Genomic DNA, 16368 nt, shown 5'->3' with positions numbered 1-16368 from the left:
GATATGTCAGTAGAGCCTCTTTACTGAGTATTTCAACCCCTCTCGCGTCAAGAAGCTCCGTCAACCTCAAGCAAGCGACCCAGCGACTTGAGAAGAAACTTCTTTCAGAAGCACTTAGCGAAGAGTTGATGGGACAGGTTTGGTACTGGGTTGAGACCGCCGAAGATCCTGACGATGCTCCCTTCCGGATGCATGCAGGACTAGAAGAGAGCGAAAATTTACCAGCCATTCCTGGATCCGTGAAAAATAATTTTGAAAACATTGAGATTGGTTTTGCCGTACCCGAATTCTCAGCTTTCGGCACTGCCGAATGGAACCAAATGATCCAGCATGTTCATCATGAAATGTATGAACAAGGGGCCCTACCGAGTGGACCTTTCTTTGTGCGTCACGGAAAAAACAAGCGGTATGACGGTGATTTTATCGCTTATCAGGGCGGCGTGATTGATGAGTCCATCCTCCGACTTGAAGACGATGACAGCGACTTGGAGAAAACCACCAATCCGTTCGCGCACTGGCACTCGCATCTATAGATCATGGCGTCTTGCCTACCGCCGAACTCGGTTCGAGAGACCGGCGGTAGGCAAAGCGGCAAAAATGATGGTACGCTTATTTTGTTACCTCGACGTTTGCAGGTGTGAGTCATCCGCCAGCAAACGTTAGCAGTTAGATTTGTAGCAAGACAAGCAAATCGTCTGTGCAGCAAATCGGTTCAATGATTCTTCGGAATTAGCGAACTCCTATCGAAACGAATTTTCATCTTCTCTTCTTCACCGCTTACAGCTCGTCCAGACGCTTCTCAGCGTTTCCACGATGCGGCTTCCAAATTCTACTCCACTGACTCTGGCATTTCCACAGTCATTTCTATGGACCGCAAGGACATCTAGCGTGCGTAGCGACCTCCGTTTTGGCCGGTATCGGCAAAATCAGCATTCGATAGCTGATACCGACGGCATGGAATTCGCCAAATATAGTACTGCTCGAGGTAACCACTAATTTTCCGTTTCGGATTTCGACTCGGCAACAAGGTCACGTAGTGGCCAATGAATAAATAAGGAAATAACAACATGGCTACTGGCACTGTTAAATGGTTCAACGCTGAAAAGGGCTTCGGCTTCATCGCTCCTTCTGATGGATCGGCAGATGTGTTCGCACACTACTCCGCAATCCAGAGCTTCGGTTTCCGTAGCCTCGAAGAGGGCCAGAACGTAGAATACACCTTGGAAGCCGGTCCAAAGGGCCCACAGGCAACCAACATCCAGGCTCGCTAAGCTTTAGCACTGCCAAACTTCTGGTGCAGTACCGTCCGATTCGGATGGTGCTGCACCATTGGTGTTTAACCCCGCTTTACCTTTTTATTACCCTGCTCCGTGCAGCTGCCGGTGGTCGTTCCTGCAGAATGCCGACACCTAGTAACCTGGCCGGAATCGAAGTTAGACTAGGAAACGCCTTCAAGAATTTTGCCACGAGTACAGGCATAGCAACTTCTTCATTGCTTTTCATCAGACGTTCCAAGCCCAAATGCATCAGCCGCTGAGTACTCTGAACCAATATCGTAGGGATAATTCGGCGCTTCTGCACGGCGGCCACGTCGCGATCCGAAATTGTCCCTGACTTTAGTGGCCCTGCGAGAATGCGTGCGGTCGCCACCGCATCTTGAACCGCAAGATTTACACCTACTCCCCCCACTGGACTCATAGCATGAGCCGAATCTCCGATACACAGCAGCCCTCGACGCCACCAACGTATTGCCCGGTTGACTTTTATATCCAGTAGTTTTGCATCCTCAAGCTTTAAACCCTGAACACCCTCATGCAGCTCAGGGGCCGCAGCGACAATCGCCTGATGCCAAACTTCGGAACCCAAAGTACGCAACTGTGCGTCCGCACCCTTGGATAGAAGCATTGCGGTTTGGACATAACCATTACGCGGAATAAGAACGAATGCACGATTTTTCGCAAAGGCTGGCGCAAGCACGTTTTCACCCTGCAGCTGGCCCGGAACTTTGAACCACCAAACGTCTAGTGGCACGCGAAACGCTTTCATGGACATTCCTGCAACTTCGCGAACCTTCGACCAACGGCCATCTGCAGCGATCGTCAGCAACGCTCGCATCTGCCCTATACCCTCCGGTCCGGAATAGCGAATCCCAACTACACGACCGCCCTCGATGAGTAAATCAGTCACCTCGCAGTTCATGCGCAGTTCGAAGCAGTCTTCGTCGGCGCCAGCACGCGCTAAGAGGTCTAAGAAATCCCACTGCGGAGCCATAGCAATATAAGGATAGGGGTGCTTAAGTCTGGACAGATCGAGCACCGTGCTGAGGGTTCCGTCTTTGCAAGGGAATTCAGCATGAGTCACTTTGGAGTAGTTTATTTTCTCGAATTCACCCATCAGTCCCAGTTCATCTAGTAACTGAAGTGTCGATGGGTGAATGGTATCTCCGCGGAAATCGCGGAGGAAATCGCGGTGTTTCTCAAAAACAGTCACTGGGATTCCATACCGTGCCAAAAGCAAACCGGCCACCATGCCTGCAGGGCCACCACCAACTATGATGCATCGAGTCGAGGAGTCCATAATTACCATTCCTTAGGAAGCTTCTAGCTACTTTCAGCTTGGCACTATTTCTCAGGCGCGGATAGTCTCAGTTCCGGTTGCCCGCAGATTGAGCCCAATCATAATTATTGCGAGAGCCAATAAGGCCACTGCCAAGCCTTCAAAGTCGACAGCAGCGAGAATTGGACCAGCGCTAAGCCCACCAATGACCCCAGCTAAACTCATGCACAAATCGGAGGTTCCCTGTAGTTGTGGCCGCTCGGAGACTTCTACGGCACCCGAAATCATGGTGGAACCGGCCACTGTTGACGCTGACCATCCGAGGCCCAAACAAAGCAGTGCGATGGTTGTCATCGTATGGTCTGATGGATTGACCCAAACTAGAACACTCGCCGAGATCAGCAATACTTGCCCCAGAAGAATGATCGGTCGGGCACCAAGTTTATCGGTAAGCCAACCAAAAACTGGAGATAAAGCATACATTCCAGCCACGTGCATAGAAATGGTAAAACCGATGAGCGTTAGTTCTGCTCCGTGGTGTTGCATGTGAATTGGGGTCATCGACATCATGGCGACCATATACATATGGGATAGTGCCACGGTCAACACCGCACGTCGGGCCATAGGTGTGTTGCGCAGAATATTCCAGCCTCGGCGGTGAAGCTGGCCAACTTTTGATTGGGCGGATGCTCGATATTGCGCTACCCGTAATGGGTCAGGACGTAAGCCAAGAAAATAAACCAGTGCCCCAGCTAGCTGAGCTACCATCGCTATAAGAAATCCACCAGTAAAGACAGGAAGATCGAGGTATTGGGCAACAACTTCGCCTGGCTCGAAGAGGTTTGGCCCAATCACGGCACCAATAGTTGTTGACCAGACGACCACCGAAAGGTCACGGCCCCGAGTAGTTTTGCTAGATAGATCGGTCGCCGCGAAACGCGATTGGAGGTTCATCGCCGATCCAGTGCCAAGTACTAGCATTCCAAGCATCAGCAATGGCCAAAAGCTCAATATTGCTGCGGAAACAATAACCACGATGCCACTGGCGGCCAATAGTGCACCGCTGGAGAGTGAAACCCGGCGACCATGTTTCTGCGCCATTAAAGCTAACGGAATGGCCATGACTGCTGCACCAAGCGTATTCATGGTGGCAGCCATTCCTGCCAACGAGTCTAGACCTGAGATACTGACGATAAGTAATGAGCCCAGAGTTAGTGTGGCACCGCTACCCAATCCACCGAGGATCTGTCCGGCGGCAAGGACCGAAATTGACTTACGTCGAATATGTTGGACTCGCGCTTCGCCCAATGAGCTGAAGTCATTCTTCGATGACTGAAGTTGCACTTTCGTCCCCGCGATCATTGCCCGTTAGTAGCAGTACCTTTCAAGTATCGTCGATCCGTTGCCTATCAGGCGTCACTCGTTGCCTTGATACTCTAAGTTGGCGCAAGTTTACAGCGGATAATCTTCGGGGAAGACTTGCAAATCCAGCTAGCTGACCGTTTTCATAAAGCAATCGCTGTAGTCAGCTGAAACCCATTCCTCATTCAGCCACCCAACGTGGTCCGTGTAGAACTCACGGCATGCTCCACCATCTGGCGTTGTCAGACCAGCTGGCACTAGACAATTGCCCAAGAACATAGAAAAAACTCGGACCCCACGCATTTTCGCGGGGATCCGAGCCTTATCAAATCTTTTCAGCTAGACGAATTAGGAGAATCTCCTAGAAGTCCCAGTCCTCATCTTCGGTGTTTACTGCCTTACCGATGACGTAGGAGGAGCCGGAGCCGGAGAAGAAGTCGTGGTTCTCATCGGCGTTCGGGCTCAACGCAGCCAAAATCGCTGGCGATACGTCGGTCACGGTTGCCGGGAACATTGCCTCGTAGCCCAGGTTCATCAGGGCTTTGTTGGCGTTGTAGTGCAAGAACTTCTTGACATCTTCGGACAGGCCAACCGGATCATAAAGATCATGGGTGTACTGAACTTCGTTTTCATACAGCTCGTACATGAGCTCGAAGGTGTAATCCTTCAGCTCCTGCTTGCGCTCTTCGCTGGCTCCTTCAAGTCCCTTCTGGAACTTGTAGCCGATGTAGTAACCGTGGACGGCTTCATCGCGAATGATCAGACGGATCAGATCCGCGGTGTTGGTCAACTTTGCGTGTGAGGACCAGTGCATCGGCAGGTAGAAGCCGGAGTAGAACAAGAAGGATTCGAGCAGGGTCGAAGCGATCTTGCGCTTGAGTGGATCTTCGCCGTGGTAGTAGCTCTCAATGATCTGAGCCTTCTTCTGCAGGTTCACGTTCTCCGTGGACCAGCGGAAAGCTTCATCGATTTCCTTGGTGGAAGCCAAGGTGGAGAAGATCGAAGAGTAGCTCTTTGCGTGCACCGATTCCATGAATGCGATGTTGGTGTACACGGCTTCTTCGTGAGGGGTTAGCGCATCCGGGATCAGCGATACAGCGCCGACGGTACCCTGTAGGGTGTCGAGCAAAGTCAGACCGGTGAAAACGCGCATGGTAAGCAGCTTCTCGGCCTCGGTCAGAGTCCCCCACGACGGAATGTCGTTGGACAGCGGGATCTTCTCCGGTAGCCAGAAGTTATTAACGAGACGGTTCCAAACCTCTACGTCTTTATCATCCTGGATGCGGTTCCAGTTGATTGCTTCAACCTTGTTGGCGAGCTTAATCTTCTCGGTCATTGCCCCTCATCGAAACGCTAAATCGTGCTAAGAACTTTGCTTACAACTCTACCGTTCTTTCGAACCCTACAGATGCAGCGAAGTATAAAGTTATTGCCAGATCTGTGACGATCTGACGTGGTATTTCATACGCAACAGCTGCCGTTTAGTCAGACCAAGCGGCAGCTGTTGCGTGATGTTAATGACCAGCTAATCGGTCACAAACTAGAGGTATTACAGTGCGCAGGAAACGCAACCTTCAACCTCGGTGCCTTCCAACGCGAGCTGGCGTAGGCGGATGTAGTACAGGCTCTTGATGCCCTTACGCCATGCGTAGATCTGCGCTTTATTGATGTCACGAGTAGTCACGGTGTCCTTGAAGAACAGCGTCAGGGACAGGCCCTGATCTACGTGCTGAGTTGCAGCGGCGTAGGTGTCGATGATCTTCTCGTAACCGATTTCATACGCATCCTCGTAGAAATCAATGTTCTCGTTGTTCATGTAAGGAGCCGGGTAGTACACGCGGCCGATCTTACCCTCCTTGCGGATCTCGATCTTTGCTGCGACCGGGTGGATCGAGGAGGTCGAGTTGTTGATGTACGAGATCGAACCGGTTGGCGGTACAGCCTGTAGGTTCTGGTTGTAGATGCCGTGCTTCATAACCGAAGCCTTCAGCGCATTCCAGTCTTCCTGGGTAGGAATGTGGATTCCGTCGAAGAGTTCGCTCACTCGCGCGGTGGCCGGAGCCCACTGCTGAGTGGTGTACTTGTCGAAGAATTCACCGGATGCGTACTTTGAATTTTCGAAGTTGTCGAAGGTTTCGCCGCGCTCCATGGCGATCTTGTTCGACGCGGTCAACGCGTGGAACAGAATCGTGTAGAAGTAGATGTTGGTGAAGTCGATGCCTTCTTCGGAGCCGTAGTAGATGTGCTCGCGGGCTAGGAAGCCGTGCAAGTTCATCTGGCCCAAGCCGATGGCGTGCGACTTCTTATTTCCGTCAGCAATCGATGGCACCGAACCGATGTATGACATGTCCGAGACCGCGCTCAAGGCACGAATCGCGATATCAACTGAACCCTCAAGGTCCTTGCCATCCATAGCCTTGGCGATGTTCATCGAGCCGAGGTTGCAAGAGATGTCCTTGCCGACCTTGGAGTAGCTCAAGTCATCTGCGAACTCGGAAGCCGAAGATACCTGCAAGATCTCCGAGCAGAGGTTCGACATCGTAATACGACCCTCAATTGGGTTCTCACGGTTTACGGTGTCTTCGAACATGATGTACGGGTAACCGGATTCGAACTGGATCTCGGCCAGAGTCTGGAAGAACTCGCGGGCGCTGATCTTCGTCTTCTTGATGCGCGAATCATCGACCATCTCCTCGTACTTTTCGGTAACGGAGATTTCGCTGAACGGCACGCCATAGACGCGTTGCACGTCGTATGGGCTGAAGAGGTACATATCTTCGTTCTTGCGGGCAAGCTCGAAGGTGATGTCCGGGATAACCACACCAAGGGAAAGGGTCTTGATGCGGATCTTCTCGTCGGCATTTTCACGCTTGGTATCCAAGAAGCGGTGAATGTCTGGGTGGTGGGCGTTCAAGTACACCGCACCAGCACCCTGACGTGCACCGAGCTGGTTAGCGTAGGAGAAGGAATCTTCGAGAAGTTTCATCACTGGGATGACACCGGAGGACTGGTTCTCGATCTGCTTGATCGGTGCGCCGTGCTCACGCAGGTTAGTCAGCGACAATGCGACGCCACCGCCACGCTTGGACAGCTGTAGCGAGGAGTTCACCGCACGAGCGATGGACTCCATGTTGTCTTCGATACGAAGCAAGAAGCAGGAGACGAGCTCTCCGCGCTGTGCCTTGCCGGCGTTGAGGAAGGTGGGGGTTGCAGGCTGGAAACGGCCGCCGATGATTTCATCAACCAGGCTTGTGGCCAACTGCTCGTCGCCACGGGCTAGGTGCAGGGCAACCATGCACACGCGGTCTTCGTAACGCTCCAGGTAACGCTTACCGTCGAAGGTCTTCAGCGTGTAGGAGGTGTAGAACTTGAAGGCACCGAGGAAAGTCTCGAAGCGGAACTTCTTAGCGAAGGCGCGCTTGAACAGATCTCGGATGAAGTTCATCGAGTACTGGTCGAGAGTTTCACGCTCATAGTATTCGTGCTTGACCAGGTATTCGAGCTTCTCATCCAAATCGTGGAAGAAGACGGTGTTGTTATTAACATGATCCAAGAAATACTGGCGGGCTGCGTAGCGGTCCACCTCGAATTGGATCTTGCCGTCTGGACCGTAAAGGTTCAGCATGGCGTTCAGATCGTTGTAGCTCAGACCCTGCATGTTTGCGGGGAGCTCTTTAGTTTCGCTCATCGTTACTTCTTCTTGTGCGACGCTGGTGCCCAAAAGGTTTCAAGCCCTTCATTGACGTTGAGAACATCTTCTGGCGTTCCCATAAGTTCGAATGTGTATAAAACGGGTACGTTGCATTTCGCCGCAATTTTTTTAGCTGCGATGCAGTAGTACTCGCCGAAGTTCGTGTTCCCTGCGCCGATCACTCCGCGCAAGTTTGCGCGGTTTGCTTCGTGACCCAGAAATTTCATGATCTGGGGAAGGATCGAACGCTTTCCGCGTTCACCACCGTAGGTTGGTATGAGCAATACATACGGTGCTGTGGAGATCAGTTGCGACTCAGTTGCAAAAACCGGGATACGAGCCGCAGTGACATCTAATTTCTCAACGAAGCGCCGGGTGTTTTCCGATACCGAGGAGAAATAAATCAGCGTGCTATCGGTAGTCACCGTGACTTCATTCGCCTCAGCGTTTTGCCGATAATCGGCAACGGCTGTTGGTGGCATTTTTGTCGCCTCCGCGAGATGCTCGACGAGATAATTCTTAGGACCCGTGGTGGGGTCCGACTGCCGACTAGTTGGCTACTGCCAAGCTAGCGATCTTGTCTGGGCGGAAACCCGACCAGTGATCGTTGTCGGTGATAACAACCGGAGCTTGCTGGTAGCCAAGGCCACGTACGTGCTCCAGGGCGGCGGCATCCTGCGAGATGTCTACCTTGTTGTACTCGACGCCCTGCTTGTCCAAAGCGCGGTATGTAGCGTTGCACTGCACGCAGGACGGCTTCGTGTAAACGGTGATTGCCATTTGCCTGTTTCCCCTTATTAAAAGTCCTTGTTTTGGCTCGGACTGCACCATTTTCGGCGCTCCCGGCCATCCTCGCGGATGCCCCAAAATATCGTCTCTGGGGTGTTTTCGGTGTTTCACTCACCAACGGGTTCAATACTACATCTTGTGTTTGGTCGGTCAAGTAGCCACTAGATGATGTATTACAAGTATGTCATTCATCCACCGGCCAGTCCACAGGAGCTGTGGATATTAACCGTCATTTAAACCGCGATTTCCCGCGGACGACCAAAACTTGTCCACAACCTTGGGAATGGTCAATGTGGTTTAAAAATTCTTCATGTGAGATGTTCCTCGGCGTGTTCAGCTTCGTCTGTCTAGACGGACCACATTTCTTGTGCCCTACATGTAGTGTCCGCCCACCTTCCGACATTTGGCGCGGTAAAAACACGATTTGTGGGTAACACCTATTCGGCGCAAGTCACAGTGAAGGCAGGGTGTACCCCGGACAGGGCTTCGGAAGTCCCGGCGACCGATTGGGCCACTGCATCGATCAGTGAGACGTCACTGAGCAAGGCACCGGTAAGCATGCCCAGGAAGCAGTCTCCTGCCCCCTTTGCCTCGGTCTGGACTCGGCCAGTGTCGAACTGTTCTAGGTTCTCCTCATCGATAACTAACAGGCAACCGATAAAATCGGCGTCCTCGGTGGGAGCGGAGGTTACGATCACGTGGTCGGGTCCGGCATCCATCAAATCCAAGGCCGCGTTAGCAGCGTCTTGCTCATCATGGATTTTTGACTCGGTGAGCAGCTCCAGTTCGAAGGCATTCGGAGTCATCAGCCACGCATGCTCAATCAGATATTCTCCGTAACTGGCAGCGACTTCCTCACTGGCATAAAGACCAACATCCGAATCCCCAAATGCGGTATCCAGGATCAGCCGAAGCTGCGGGTAGCGGCCGCGCGCAGCAAGGAACCATTCGGCAATGATCCGTGCTTGGCTCGGCGACCCAAGATAGCCGACCACAACGTAGCTTGCTTGAGCTAAGGCCTCGCGGTCCAGCAGGTCAGTCAAGATGCCGGAGAGCCACTGGTCACTGATTGCACCACCGGAAACCGTCGGGTAATGCGGCAGGTTGCTTAAGAGCACGGTAGGTACCGCCACTGTTCGGTGGCCTGCTCGCTCGATCATCCGTGCGATGACGTTATTTCCCACGGCGCCATAGGCTAGCTGAGAGCTGAGCACCACGGCGGCTACGGGGCGAGCATCTAGTTCGAAGCCGCTCACGCCGATGCCTGGGGGTAGCTGCGGGCTCCGAAGATTCCCTGGCCTACTCGCACTACGGTGGCTCCTTCTTCAATAGCCAGTTCGAAGTCACCACTCATGCCCATGGAGAGCTGATCAAATCCTTCCGGTGCACCGGAATCCCTCAACTCTTCTAAGGTAGTGCGAAGCAACGCGAAGCTTGCACGAATAGTTGATTCGTCGGTGGTGTTAGCAGCCATAGTCATCAATCCGCGCGGGACCAGGCGGTCCAGCGGTGCGATAGCTTCGAGCAACTCGGCCACCTCGCCGGCGGCAATACCTGATTTGCTGTCCTCACCGGAGGTATTGACCTGGATAAAAACTTCTAGGGTGCGCTCTTCAAGCTCAAGGCGGCGTTGCAGGGTCTGGGCAAGTTTCAGCGAATCCAGAGCGTGAAATTCGTGGGCAAAGCGTGCCACGAACTTTGCCTTATTTGCTTGCAGCGGCCCAATAACCGCGTAGCGTAGCGTCGGATATTCGGAAGCGAACTCCTCGGATTTAGCTAGCGCTTCTTGAACCTTGTTCTCCCCCAGCGTCTGCACACCGGCTTCGATGGCCAGGCGCAGCCGTTCAGGTTCAATGGTTTTGGTCACCGGTAGCAGTCGCACGGCGCTGGCCTGACGGCCACTGCGCGATGCGGCCTCGGCGATTTTCTGATTCACAGTTGCCAAGTTCCGGGAGAAATCCTCGGTGGTTACCGCCTGTGCTGCGGCCGGTTGCGAAGTCATAAAACGCCTATGCCTCTTTCAGTTTGGTGAAACTACCTGCAAAAAGCCGGCCTCGAGAGCTCGAGTCCGGCTTTAAGCATAGGCATAGTTCACGTTCTAGAACATTTGACGCCAATTCGTCTTGGCAAGGTCAAAGAGTTCGTCGCCACGCCCGGAAAGCACCGTTCGGATGGCGTAGAGCGCGAATCCCTTAGCTTGTTCCACCTTGATGCTAGGCGGCATGGACATTTCTTGCCTGTCGGTGACCACGTCAAGGAGGGCGGGCCCATCAAAGGCAAGGAATTCAGCAACCGTGGCTTCTAGCAGATTCGAGTCTTCCACCCGGTATCCCTTGAGCCCGGCGGCGTTGGCGACCGCACCGAAGTCGGGGTTTTCTAGATCTGTCGCGTAGGTGACAAATCCTGCGGCCTTCATTTCAAGTTCTACGAAGTTCAGCGAGGAGTTGTTAAACACGACAATCTTGATAGGCAACTTATTTTGCGTCGCGGTGAGCAACTCGCCGAGCATCATCGCCAGTCCCCCGTCGCCGGCAAACGCGATCACCTGCCGGTTGCGGTCGATAGCCTGAGCACCCAGCGCATGGCAGAGCGCATTGGCCATCGACCCATGGTTGAAGGAACCTAACAGCCGGCGTTGCTCGGTCATCGCCACATAACGGGCAGCCCAAATGACTGGGGAACCAACGTCTGCGGTGAAGATCGCGTCGGGGTCCGCCGCCTGATCGATCAGCCGCGCCAAATATTGCGGGTGGATGGCCGCCTTGCCCTTGGATGGGGTGGCTAGCTCGTCGAGTTTAATGCGAGTTTTTGCATAGTGCGCCAACGCGTCATCTAGGTGCTTACGTTTCTTCTGTCGCGGCAGAACGGCGGCGAGCGCGGCTGCCGTGTCTTTGACCGTACCCACCAAGGGGACATCGACCTTGGTACGGCGGCCAAGCTGCTCTCCGCGCACATCGACCTGAATGATGCTCGCGTTCTGCGGGTAGAACTGTTGATACGGAAAGTCGGTGCCAAGCATCAATAGCACCTCGCACTCATCGATAGCTCGGAAGCCAGAGGCAAAACCTAACAACCCGGTCATTCCTACATCGAAGGGGTTCTCGTATTCGATATGTTCTTTACCGCGCATCGAATGCACGATAGGAGCGGCGAGCTTGTCAGCCAACTCCATGACTTCGGCGTGCGCCCCGGCGGTCCCGGCTCCGGCAAGAATGGTGACCTTCGCCGAGGACTGCAAGAGCTGCGCGGCCCGTTCAAGTTCCACCTCGTTGGGCACCACTCGCGGATTTGTTTTGATGATTTCTTGGGTGAGAACACGGTCCATTTGGGACAGGGCCACATCACCGGAAATGACGAGTACCGCAACACCACGCTTTTCAATTGCTTCACGCATCGCAATACGTAGCATCCGCGGAAGTTGCTTAGCATCCGAGACCTGCTCGGCATATACGGAACAACCACGGAAAATTTCTACCGGATGAGTTTCCTGGAAATAGTTCGACCCGATTTCTTCGGTGGGTATCTGTGCCGCGATGGCCAGTACCGGGACCCGAGAGCGCTGGGCATCGTAGAGCCCATTGATCAGGTGCAGGTTTCCTGGTCCGCAGGAGCCCACACATACGGTGAGCTCTCCGGTAATTTCGGCCTCGGCAGCAGCCGCGAAGGCCGCACCTTCCTCATGGCGATGATGAACCCATTCAATCTGCCCATTTTCCCGCAGTGCGTCGGTCAGCCCATTGAGTGAATCCCCCGGGACTCCGTAAATACGTTTAACACCCTGGGTGTAGAACTGATCGATCAAGTATTCGGCGACGGTAGGCATTAATTTCCTCCTGCAAACAAGGGGCCGGCTTCTACCGGTTGGTATCGCCAGCCTACGAGAAAAAACGCCTCGCTGGCTAGCGACTATCCGGCAAACCCTGGCCAGTAATGCGAATCAGGTAGCGCGCGAGCACCAAAGATTCCTTGCCCCACACGAACCACCGTGGACCCTTCGGCAATTGCCAGCTCAAAATCTCCACTCATGCCCATGGACAATTCGTCCAGACCAATTCCTTCGGGCGCATCTTGTCGCACCTGATCACGTAGCTCACGCAACATGGTGAAGCAGGTGCGTACCGCCTGATGATCAGTGGAGAAGATCGCCAGAGTCATCAGTCCCTTGACTCGCAAACGGTCAAGCGCGGGTAAGGATTTGAGGAATGTTGATACCGCCGTGGGCTCCAGACCAAATTTTGTTTCTTCACCAGAGGTGTTCACTTGAACAAAAACGTCTAAGCTGCGATCTTCTAGTTCAAGACGCCGTTGCAAAGCGGTAGCCTGGCGCAGGTTGTCCAAGGCTTGGAACTCGTGAGCAAAACGGGCCACGTCCTTGGCTTTGTTGGTCTGCAGATGCCCAATTACCGAATATTTGAGTCCGGAGATATCGGCCAGATTTTCGGCTTTCCGGGCGGCTTCCTGCACCTTGTTTTCACCCAACCATTCCACACCAGCTTCAATGGCCAGACGCAGACGGTCCTCCGGTACCGTTTTGGTCACCGGCAGCAAGCGCACACTACCTGTCGCTCGCCCGGCGGCCAGCTCAGCTGCGGCGATCCGCTCGCGAATGGATGCGAGGTTAGCTTTGAAGTCCTCGACGGTACTAGCCGAACTCGCTGCGCTTGAATTCGAGGCTGGTTGGCTCATGAAGATACTGCTCCTAGTACTAACGACGTAAATTCCAAATCTCACTTCATCGTAATACCCCTAGGCAGATAAGGCTGATGAGCTACTAGGCTGGAGACGAGCATCTACTCAGACACAGCACTTTGGAGGTATCGATGGACGAGCAGACCGGCGGGCAAGTAGTGGATGTGCGAAACATCCCGAAAGCAGAACGCCACCCAAAAATCATGGCAGCTTACAACGCCCTACCGGCCGGCGGCTACCTGAGCCTGCTCAACGATCATGAGCCGGTAAACCTGCACAAAGAGTTCGAACGGAATCTGCCTGGCACCTACACTTGGCAAGCCACCGAACGAATCGGTGGGGACTGGGAAATCATCATTACCAAACTCGCCAGCACCCCGGCTCCACGAATCATGACAAACACCGCATGGCTAGGGGAACAAGAAAACACGCTCGACGGAGCCATCTGGAAACTCGAACCCGATGCCAGAGACCTCGACGCGAATATCATCGCGCTGCAGCCAAACCAGGAAATCGGCGAACACCGCGGACCAGACCTTGATGTGCTCATCCACGTGTTTGAAGGCACCGGCACCTTACACACCGAAATAGATTCAATCTCCTTAAATCTCGGTGACGTGCTCTACCTTCCGGCGCGTTCCCGGAGACACTTCGTGGCAGGCGTACACGGACTTAAATACTTCTCGGTTCACCAGCGCAAGAAGACGCTCGGTCTTATGCCTACGCTGCGAACAAAGAACGACTAAGCCTCGAAACGTCCAGTTTCCAGAAAATGTTCAAGCTTCACCCGGTGCGGGGCAAGATCTAGTCCTTGCTCATCCAACCATTGCTGGTTGTAATAGGTGTTCGCATAGCGCTCGCCGGAGTCACAAATGAGCGTGACAATACTTCCTTGCTCACCGCGTTCGAGCATGCCAGCAATAATTTGGAAGACCGCGTAGAGGTTCGTTCCGGTGGACCCACCGGTCCAGTGTCGGGTATGTGCCCGCAGCAGGTACATGGCAGCGAGCGATCCTGCATCAGGTACCTGGATCATATGGTCGATGACTCCGGGCACAAAAGAGGGTTCGACGCTTGGTCGCCCAATTCCCTCGATGCGTGAGCCAAGGCCGGTTGAGTGGCTCATATTTCCGGTACGCCATCCTTCATAAAAAGACGAGTTTTCCGGGTCGGCCACGGCCACTTGGGTATCATGTTGGCGGTAACGCACATATCTGCCAAAGGTTGCCGAGGTGCCTCCGGTACCTGCACCAACGACAATCCATGATGGGATCGGGTGCCGCTCGGCGGAAAGCTGCGAGAAGACCGACTCCGCGATGTTGTTGTTTCCGCGCCAATCAGTTGCTCGCTCGGCATAGGTGAACTGGTCTAAGTAGTAACCTTCAGATTCTTCAGCCAGTCGGCGAGCGGCAAGATCTACTTCGCCTGCTTTTTCAACCAGATGGCAGCGTCCCCCGTAGAACTCGATAAGTTCGATTTTCTCGCTACTGGTGCTTCTGGGGACCACAGCAATAAACGGCAGCCCAAGCATGCGAGCGAAATAGGCTTCAGAAACCGCGGTAGATCCGCTGGATGCTTCCACCAGCGTGGTGTGTTCACCAATTCTTCCGTTGACCAAACCATAGAGCAACAACGAACGAGCTAAACGGTGTTTAAGGGACCCGGTGGGATGTACCGACTCGTCTTTGAGATAGAGGTCTATCCCCCACTCTTTAGGTAGGGGAAAAACGTGAAGGTGGGTATCGGCGCTACGATTGGCATCCGCGTCAAGCAATGCAATAGCGTTCCGGACCCAATGATTTGGTTTGCTTATCTGCTCAGTCACGCACCTACTCTATCTCTAGTCTATTGGCTTGCGATCAGCACCGGCTTGGTCAAAAACCGAGGTGTCAGGGCTACGCTGCTGGCTCCACTTTCCTGTGAGTTCGCGGTGAGCTAAACCCTATGCTATTGAGAGTTATCTTTAGGCTGGCTAGGGTAGATTGAGTGGCCCGAGTTACCACAAGTAACAACCCCGGGATCCTCGACGAGAGTAGGTTTAAGATGTCAAAGACTGCTAAGAGTTTCAAAGAAGTTGAGAAATCGCTGAATAAACTAGCGAAGTCAGCCAAGGCAGAACTCCCGAAGGATCTTCGCGAGACTTGGAATAACGCCATCTCCGGAGTCAACGGTGAAGCTATCGGCAACGCAGGCGCCAGCCTGATCGAAAACGTCACCGGCAATTCAAAGGCCGCGAAGCGCACCCGTTCATCGGTTGAAAGCGCAGTGAAGACCGCACAGCAGAAACTGGGTGCTCCACAAAAGTCTTCATGCAAGAGTGGCAAGCTTCTGCTAGTGGGCACCATTGTTGCCGCTATCATCGCTGTAGTAGTTGCGAGCACCAAGAAGAGTGCCGCGCACTAACAATGTCTGCATGACCTAAACGTCGCAAAAACCGTGGTTCTGATTTTTCAGGGCCACGGTTTTTGCGTTCAGCGCCCGCCGCCGCTGAACGCTTCGTGTCGAGTACGTCTTAAGCTCTGAATTCCGTACCAGCTCAGTTGCTGGTGCGTAGCTCCACATTTATTGATTCCGCATTGCGTGTCACAACCCAGACATGCCCAGCGCCCAAAACTTTGAGATTCGATGGATTCGCCGACTCGACAACAACCGCGGTGTCTTCATCAATCGCCATGGTCATCTCGGTAAGATTTCTTTCAACGGTAGCTATGGCTCGTCCCAGTGTCCCCGCTTGGGCCGCGTGCACCTCGACGGTAAACGGGGTCAGCCCAAGCCCGTCCGCAAATGTGATCTCCTTCAGGTTCTCTGAGGATTCTTCCGAACAGATTTCAATCCCGTCAGAAAAATATCCGCCAATCAGTGCATTTCTGGGAGCGATCATCGCGCCGGCAGAGAACCCCATATACGGAATCCCCCGATTTACGGCTCCTCGAATAGTCTCCGCGCAAGTGCGCAAACTGGCTAGATACTCTGGTGTGGGGCCGCCACAGACAATAATTCCATCCACATTCTCGAAGCTCGCAGGGTCGGTAGGCCTACCGAGACGCAGATATACTGGCCGGATCTGACAAGGGATACGTTCTTCTATGGGTGTCGAGTAGGCAGGAAGAAAATGTTGACCACTGCCCTCATAGTCAAAAAGGGCCAGAGCCAGAATTGGCTCACCCTCATGCGTTCTGTTCTCGAGAACATCCTGGACAAATGCGTCCAAGATTGGCTCATATACAGGCGTATCAGGTACGCCGCCACCCACGAGAAAAATGCTCACGCGATCAGCGTAG

General features: G+C 53.6%; 16 protein-coding genes. 4 read left to right on the top strand and 12 right to left on the bottom strand.

Translation table 11 applies throughout. The annotated features are described in order from the left end of the window. Together CIK74_RS18680 and CIK74_RS05130 are read left to right on the top strand one after the other, a co-directional pair. A partial coding sequence (locus CIK74_RS18680; protein WP_170947747.1) for a hypothetical protein occupies nt 1-533 on the top strand: 533 nt, incomplete at its 5' end. Between the two features lie 534 nt (nt 534-1067). Beyond that, a complete protein-coding gene (locus CIK74_RS05130) occupies nt 1068-1271 on the top strand; it encodes a cold-shock protein (protein ID WP_096254701.1) in 204 nt (67 codons plus the stop codon). A gap of 76 nt (nt 1272-1347) precedes the next feature. On the opposite strand, the gene CIK74_RS05125 is transcribed toward CIK74_RS05130, so the two are convergent. The 10 genes from CIK74_RS05125 to CIK74_RS05080 form a co-directional block, all read right to left on the bottom strand. Continuing rightward, a complete protein-coding gene (locus CIK74_RS05125; RefSeq protein ID WP_096254700.1) occupies nt 1348-2577 on the bottom strand; it encodes an FAD-dependent oxidoreductase in 1230 nt (409 codons plus the stop codon). A gap of 51 nt (nt 2578-2628) precedes the next feature. After that, a complete protein-coding gene (locus CIK74_RS05120; protein WP_096254706.1) occupies nt 2629-3900 on the bottom strand; it encodes an MFS transporter in 1272 nt (423 codons plus the stop codon). A gap of 379 nt (nt 3901-4279) precedes the next feature. Next, complete coding sequence (nrdF, locus tag CIK74_RS05115) at nt 4280-5254, bottom strand: class 1b ribonucleoside-diphosphate reductase subunit beta (RefSeq protein WP_096254699.1); 975 nt, start codon at nt 5252-5254, stop codon at nt 4280-4282. Nucleotides 5255-5467: 213 nt separating this feature from the next. Next, a complete protein-coding gene (gene nrdE, locus CIK74_RS05110) occupies nt 5468-7606 on the bottom strand; it encodes a class 1b ribonucleoside-diphosphate reductase subunit alpha (RefSeq protein ID WP_096254698.1) in 2139 nt (712 codons plus the stop codon). A 2-nt stretch (nt 7607-7608) separates the two neighbouring features. Continuing rightward, complete coding sequence (gene nrdI, locus CIK74_RS05105) at nt 7609-8091, bottom strand: class Ib ribonucleoside-diphosphate reductase assembly flavoprotein NrdI (protein ID WP_096254697.1); 483 nt, start codon at nt 8089-8091, stop codon at nt 7609-7611. A 67-nt stretch (nt 8092-8158) separates the two neighbouring features. Then, nucleotides 8159-8389: a glutaredoxin-like protein NrdH gene (nrdH, locus tag CIK74_RS05100; protein ID WP_096254696.1), complete on the bottom strand. Its 231-nt coding sequence runs from the start codon at nt 8387-8389 to the stop codon at nt 8159-8161. 446 nt (nt 8390-8835) lie between these two features. Continuing rightward, a complete protein-coding gene (locus CIK74_RS05095; protein ID WP_096254695.1) occupies nt 8836-9654 on the bottom strand; it encodes a PfkB family carbohydrate kinase in 819 nt (272 codons plus the stop codon). Continuing rightward, nucleotides 9651-10400 (bottom strand): YggS family pyridoxal phosphate-dependent enzyme, encoded by a 750-nt coding sequence (locus tag CIK74_RS05090; RefSeq protein ID WP_096254694.1) that lies wholly within the window; start codon nt 10398-10400, stop codon nt 9651-9653. The genes CIK74_RS05095 and CIK74_RS05090 overlap by 4 nt, the downstream gene beginning before the upstream one ends. A gap of 96 nt (nt 10401-10496) precedes the next feature. Continuing rightward, nucleotides 10497-12221 carry a ubiquinone-dependent pyruvate dehydrogenase gene (gene poxB / locus CIK74_RS05085; protein ID WP_096254693.1) on the bottom strand — a complete coding sequence of 575 codons (1725 nt, stop codon included), beginning with the start codon at nt 12219-12221 and terminating at the stop codon, nt 10497-10499. A gap of 83 nt (nt 12222-12304) precedes the next feature. Then, complete coding sequence (locus CIK74_RS05080; RefSeq protein WP_096254692.1) at nt 12305-13084, bottom strand: YggS family pyridoxal phosphate-dependent enzyme; 780 nt, start codon at nt 13082-13084, stop codon at nt 12305-12307. Between the two features lie 134 nt (nt 13085-13218). Between CIK74_RS05080 and CIK74_RS05075 the strand changes: the two genes are divergently transcribed. After that, nucleotides 13219-13833 (top strand): DUF2249 domain-containing protein, encoded by a 615-nt coding sequence (locus CIK74_RS05075; RefSeq protein ID WP_096254691.1) that lies wholly within the window; start codon nt 13219-13221, stop codon nt 13831-13833. Here CIK74_RS05075 and CIK74_RS05070 read toward each other — a convergent pair. Continuing rightward, nucleotides 13830-14900 carry a PLP-dependent cysteine synthase family protein gene (locus tag CIK74_RS05070; protein WP_096254705.1) on the bottom strand — a complete coding sequence of 357 codons (1071 nt, stop codon included), beginning with the start codon at nt 14898-14900 and terminating at the stop codon, nt 13830-13832. The genes CIK74_RS05075 and CIK74_RS05070 overlap by 4 nt on opposite strands. Nucleotides 14901-15130: 230 nt before the next feature. On the opposite strand from CIK74_RS05070, the gene CIK74_RS05065 reads away from it, so the two are divergent. Then, nucleotides 15131-15490: a hypothetical protein gene (locus CIK74_RS05065; RefSeq protein ID WP_096254690.1), complete on the top strand. Its 360-nt coding sequence runs from the start codon at nt 15131-15133 to the stop codon at nt 15488-15490. 133 nt (nt 15491-15623) lie between these two features. On the opposite strand, the gene CIK74_RS05060 is transcribed toward CIK74_RS05065, so the two are convergent. After that, nucleotides 15624-16355 carry a Type 1 glutamine amidotransferase-like domain-containing protein gene (locus CIK74_RS05060; protein WP_096254689.1) on the bottom strand — a complete coding sequence of 244 codons (732 nt, stop codon included), beginning with the start codon at nt 16353-16355 and terminating at the stop codon, nt 15624-15626. Between the last annotated feature and the right edge of the window lie 13 nt (nt 16356-16368).

The sequence above is a fragment of the Glutamicibacter sp. BW77 genome (assembly GCF_002332285.1).
GTDB classification, from domain to species: domain Bacteria; phylum Actinomycetota; class Actinomycetes; order Actinomycetales; family Micrococcaceae; genus Glutamicibacter; species Glutamicibacter bergerei.
This window is presented reverse-complemented; position numbering and strand designations above follow the sequence as displayed.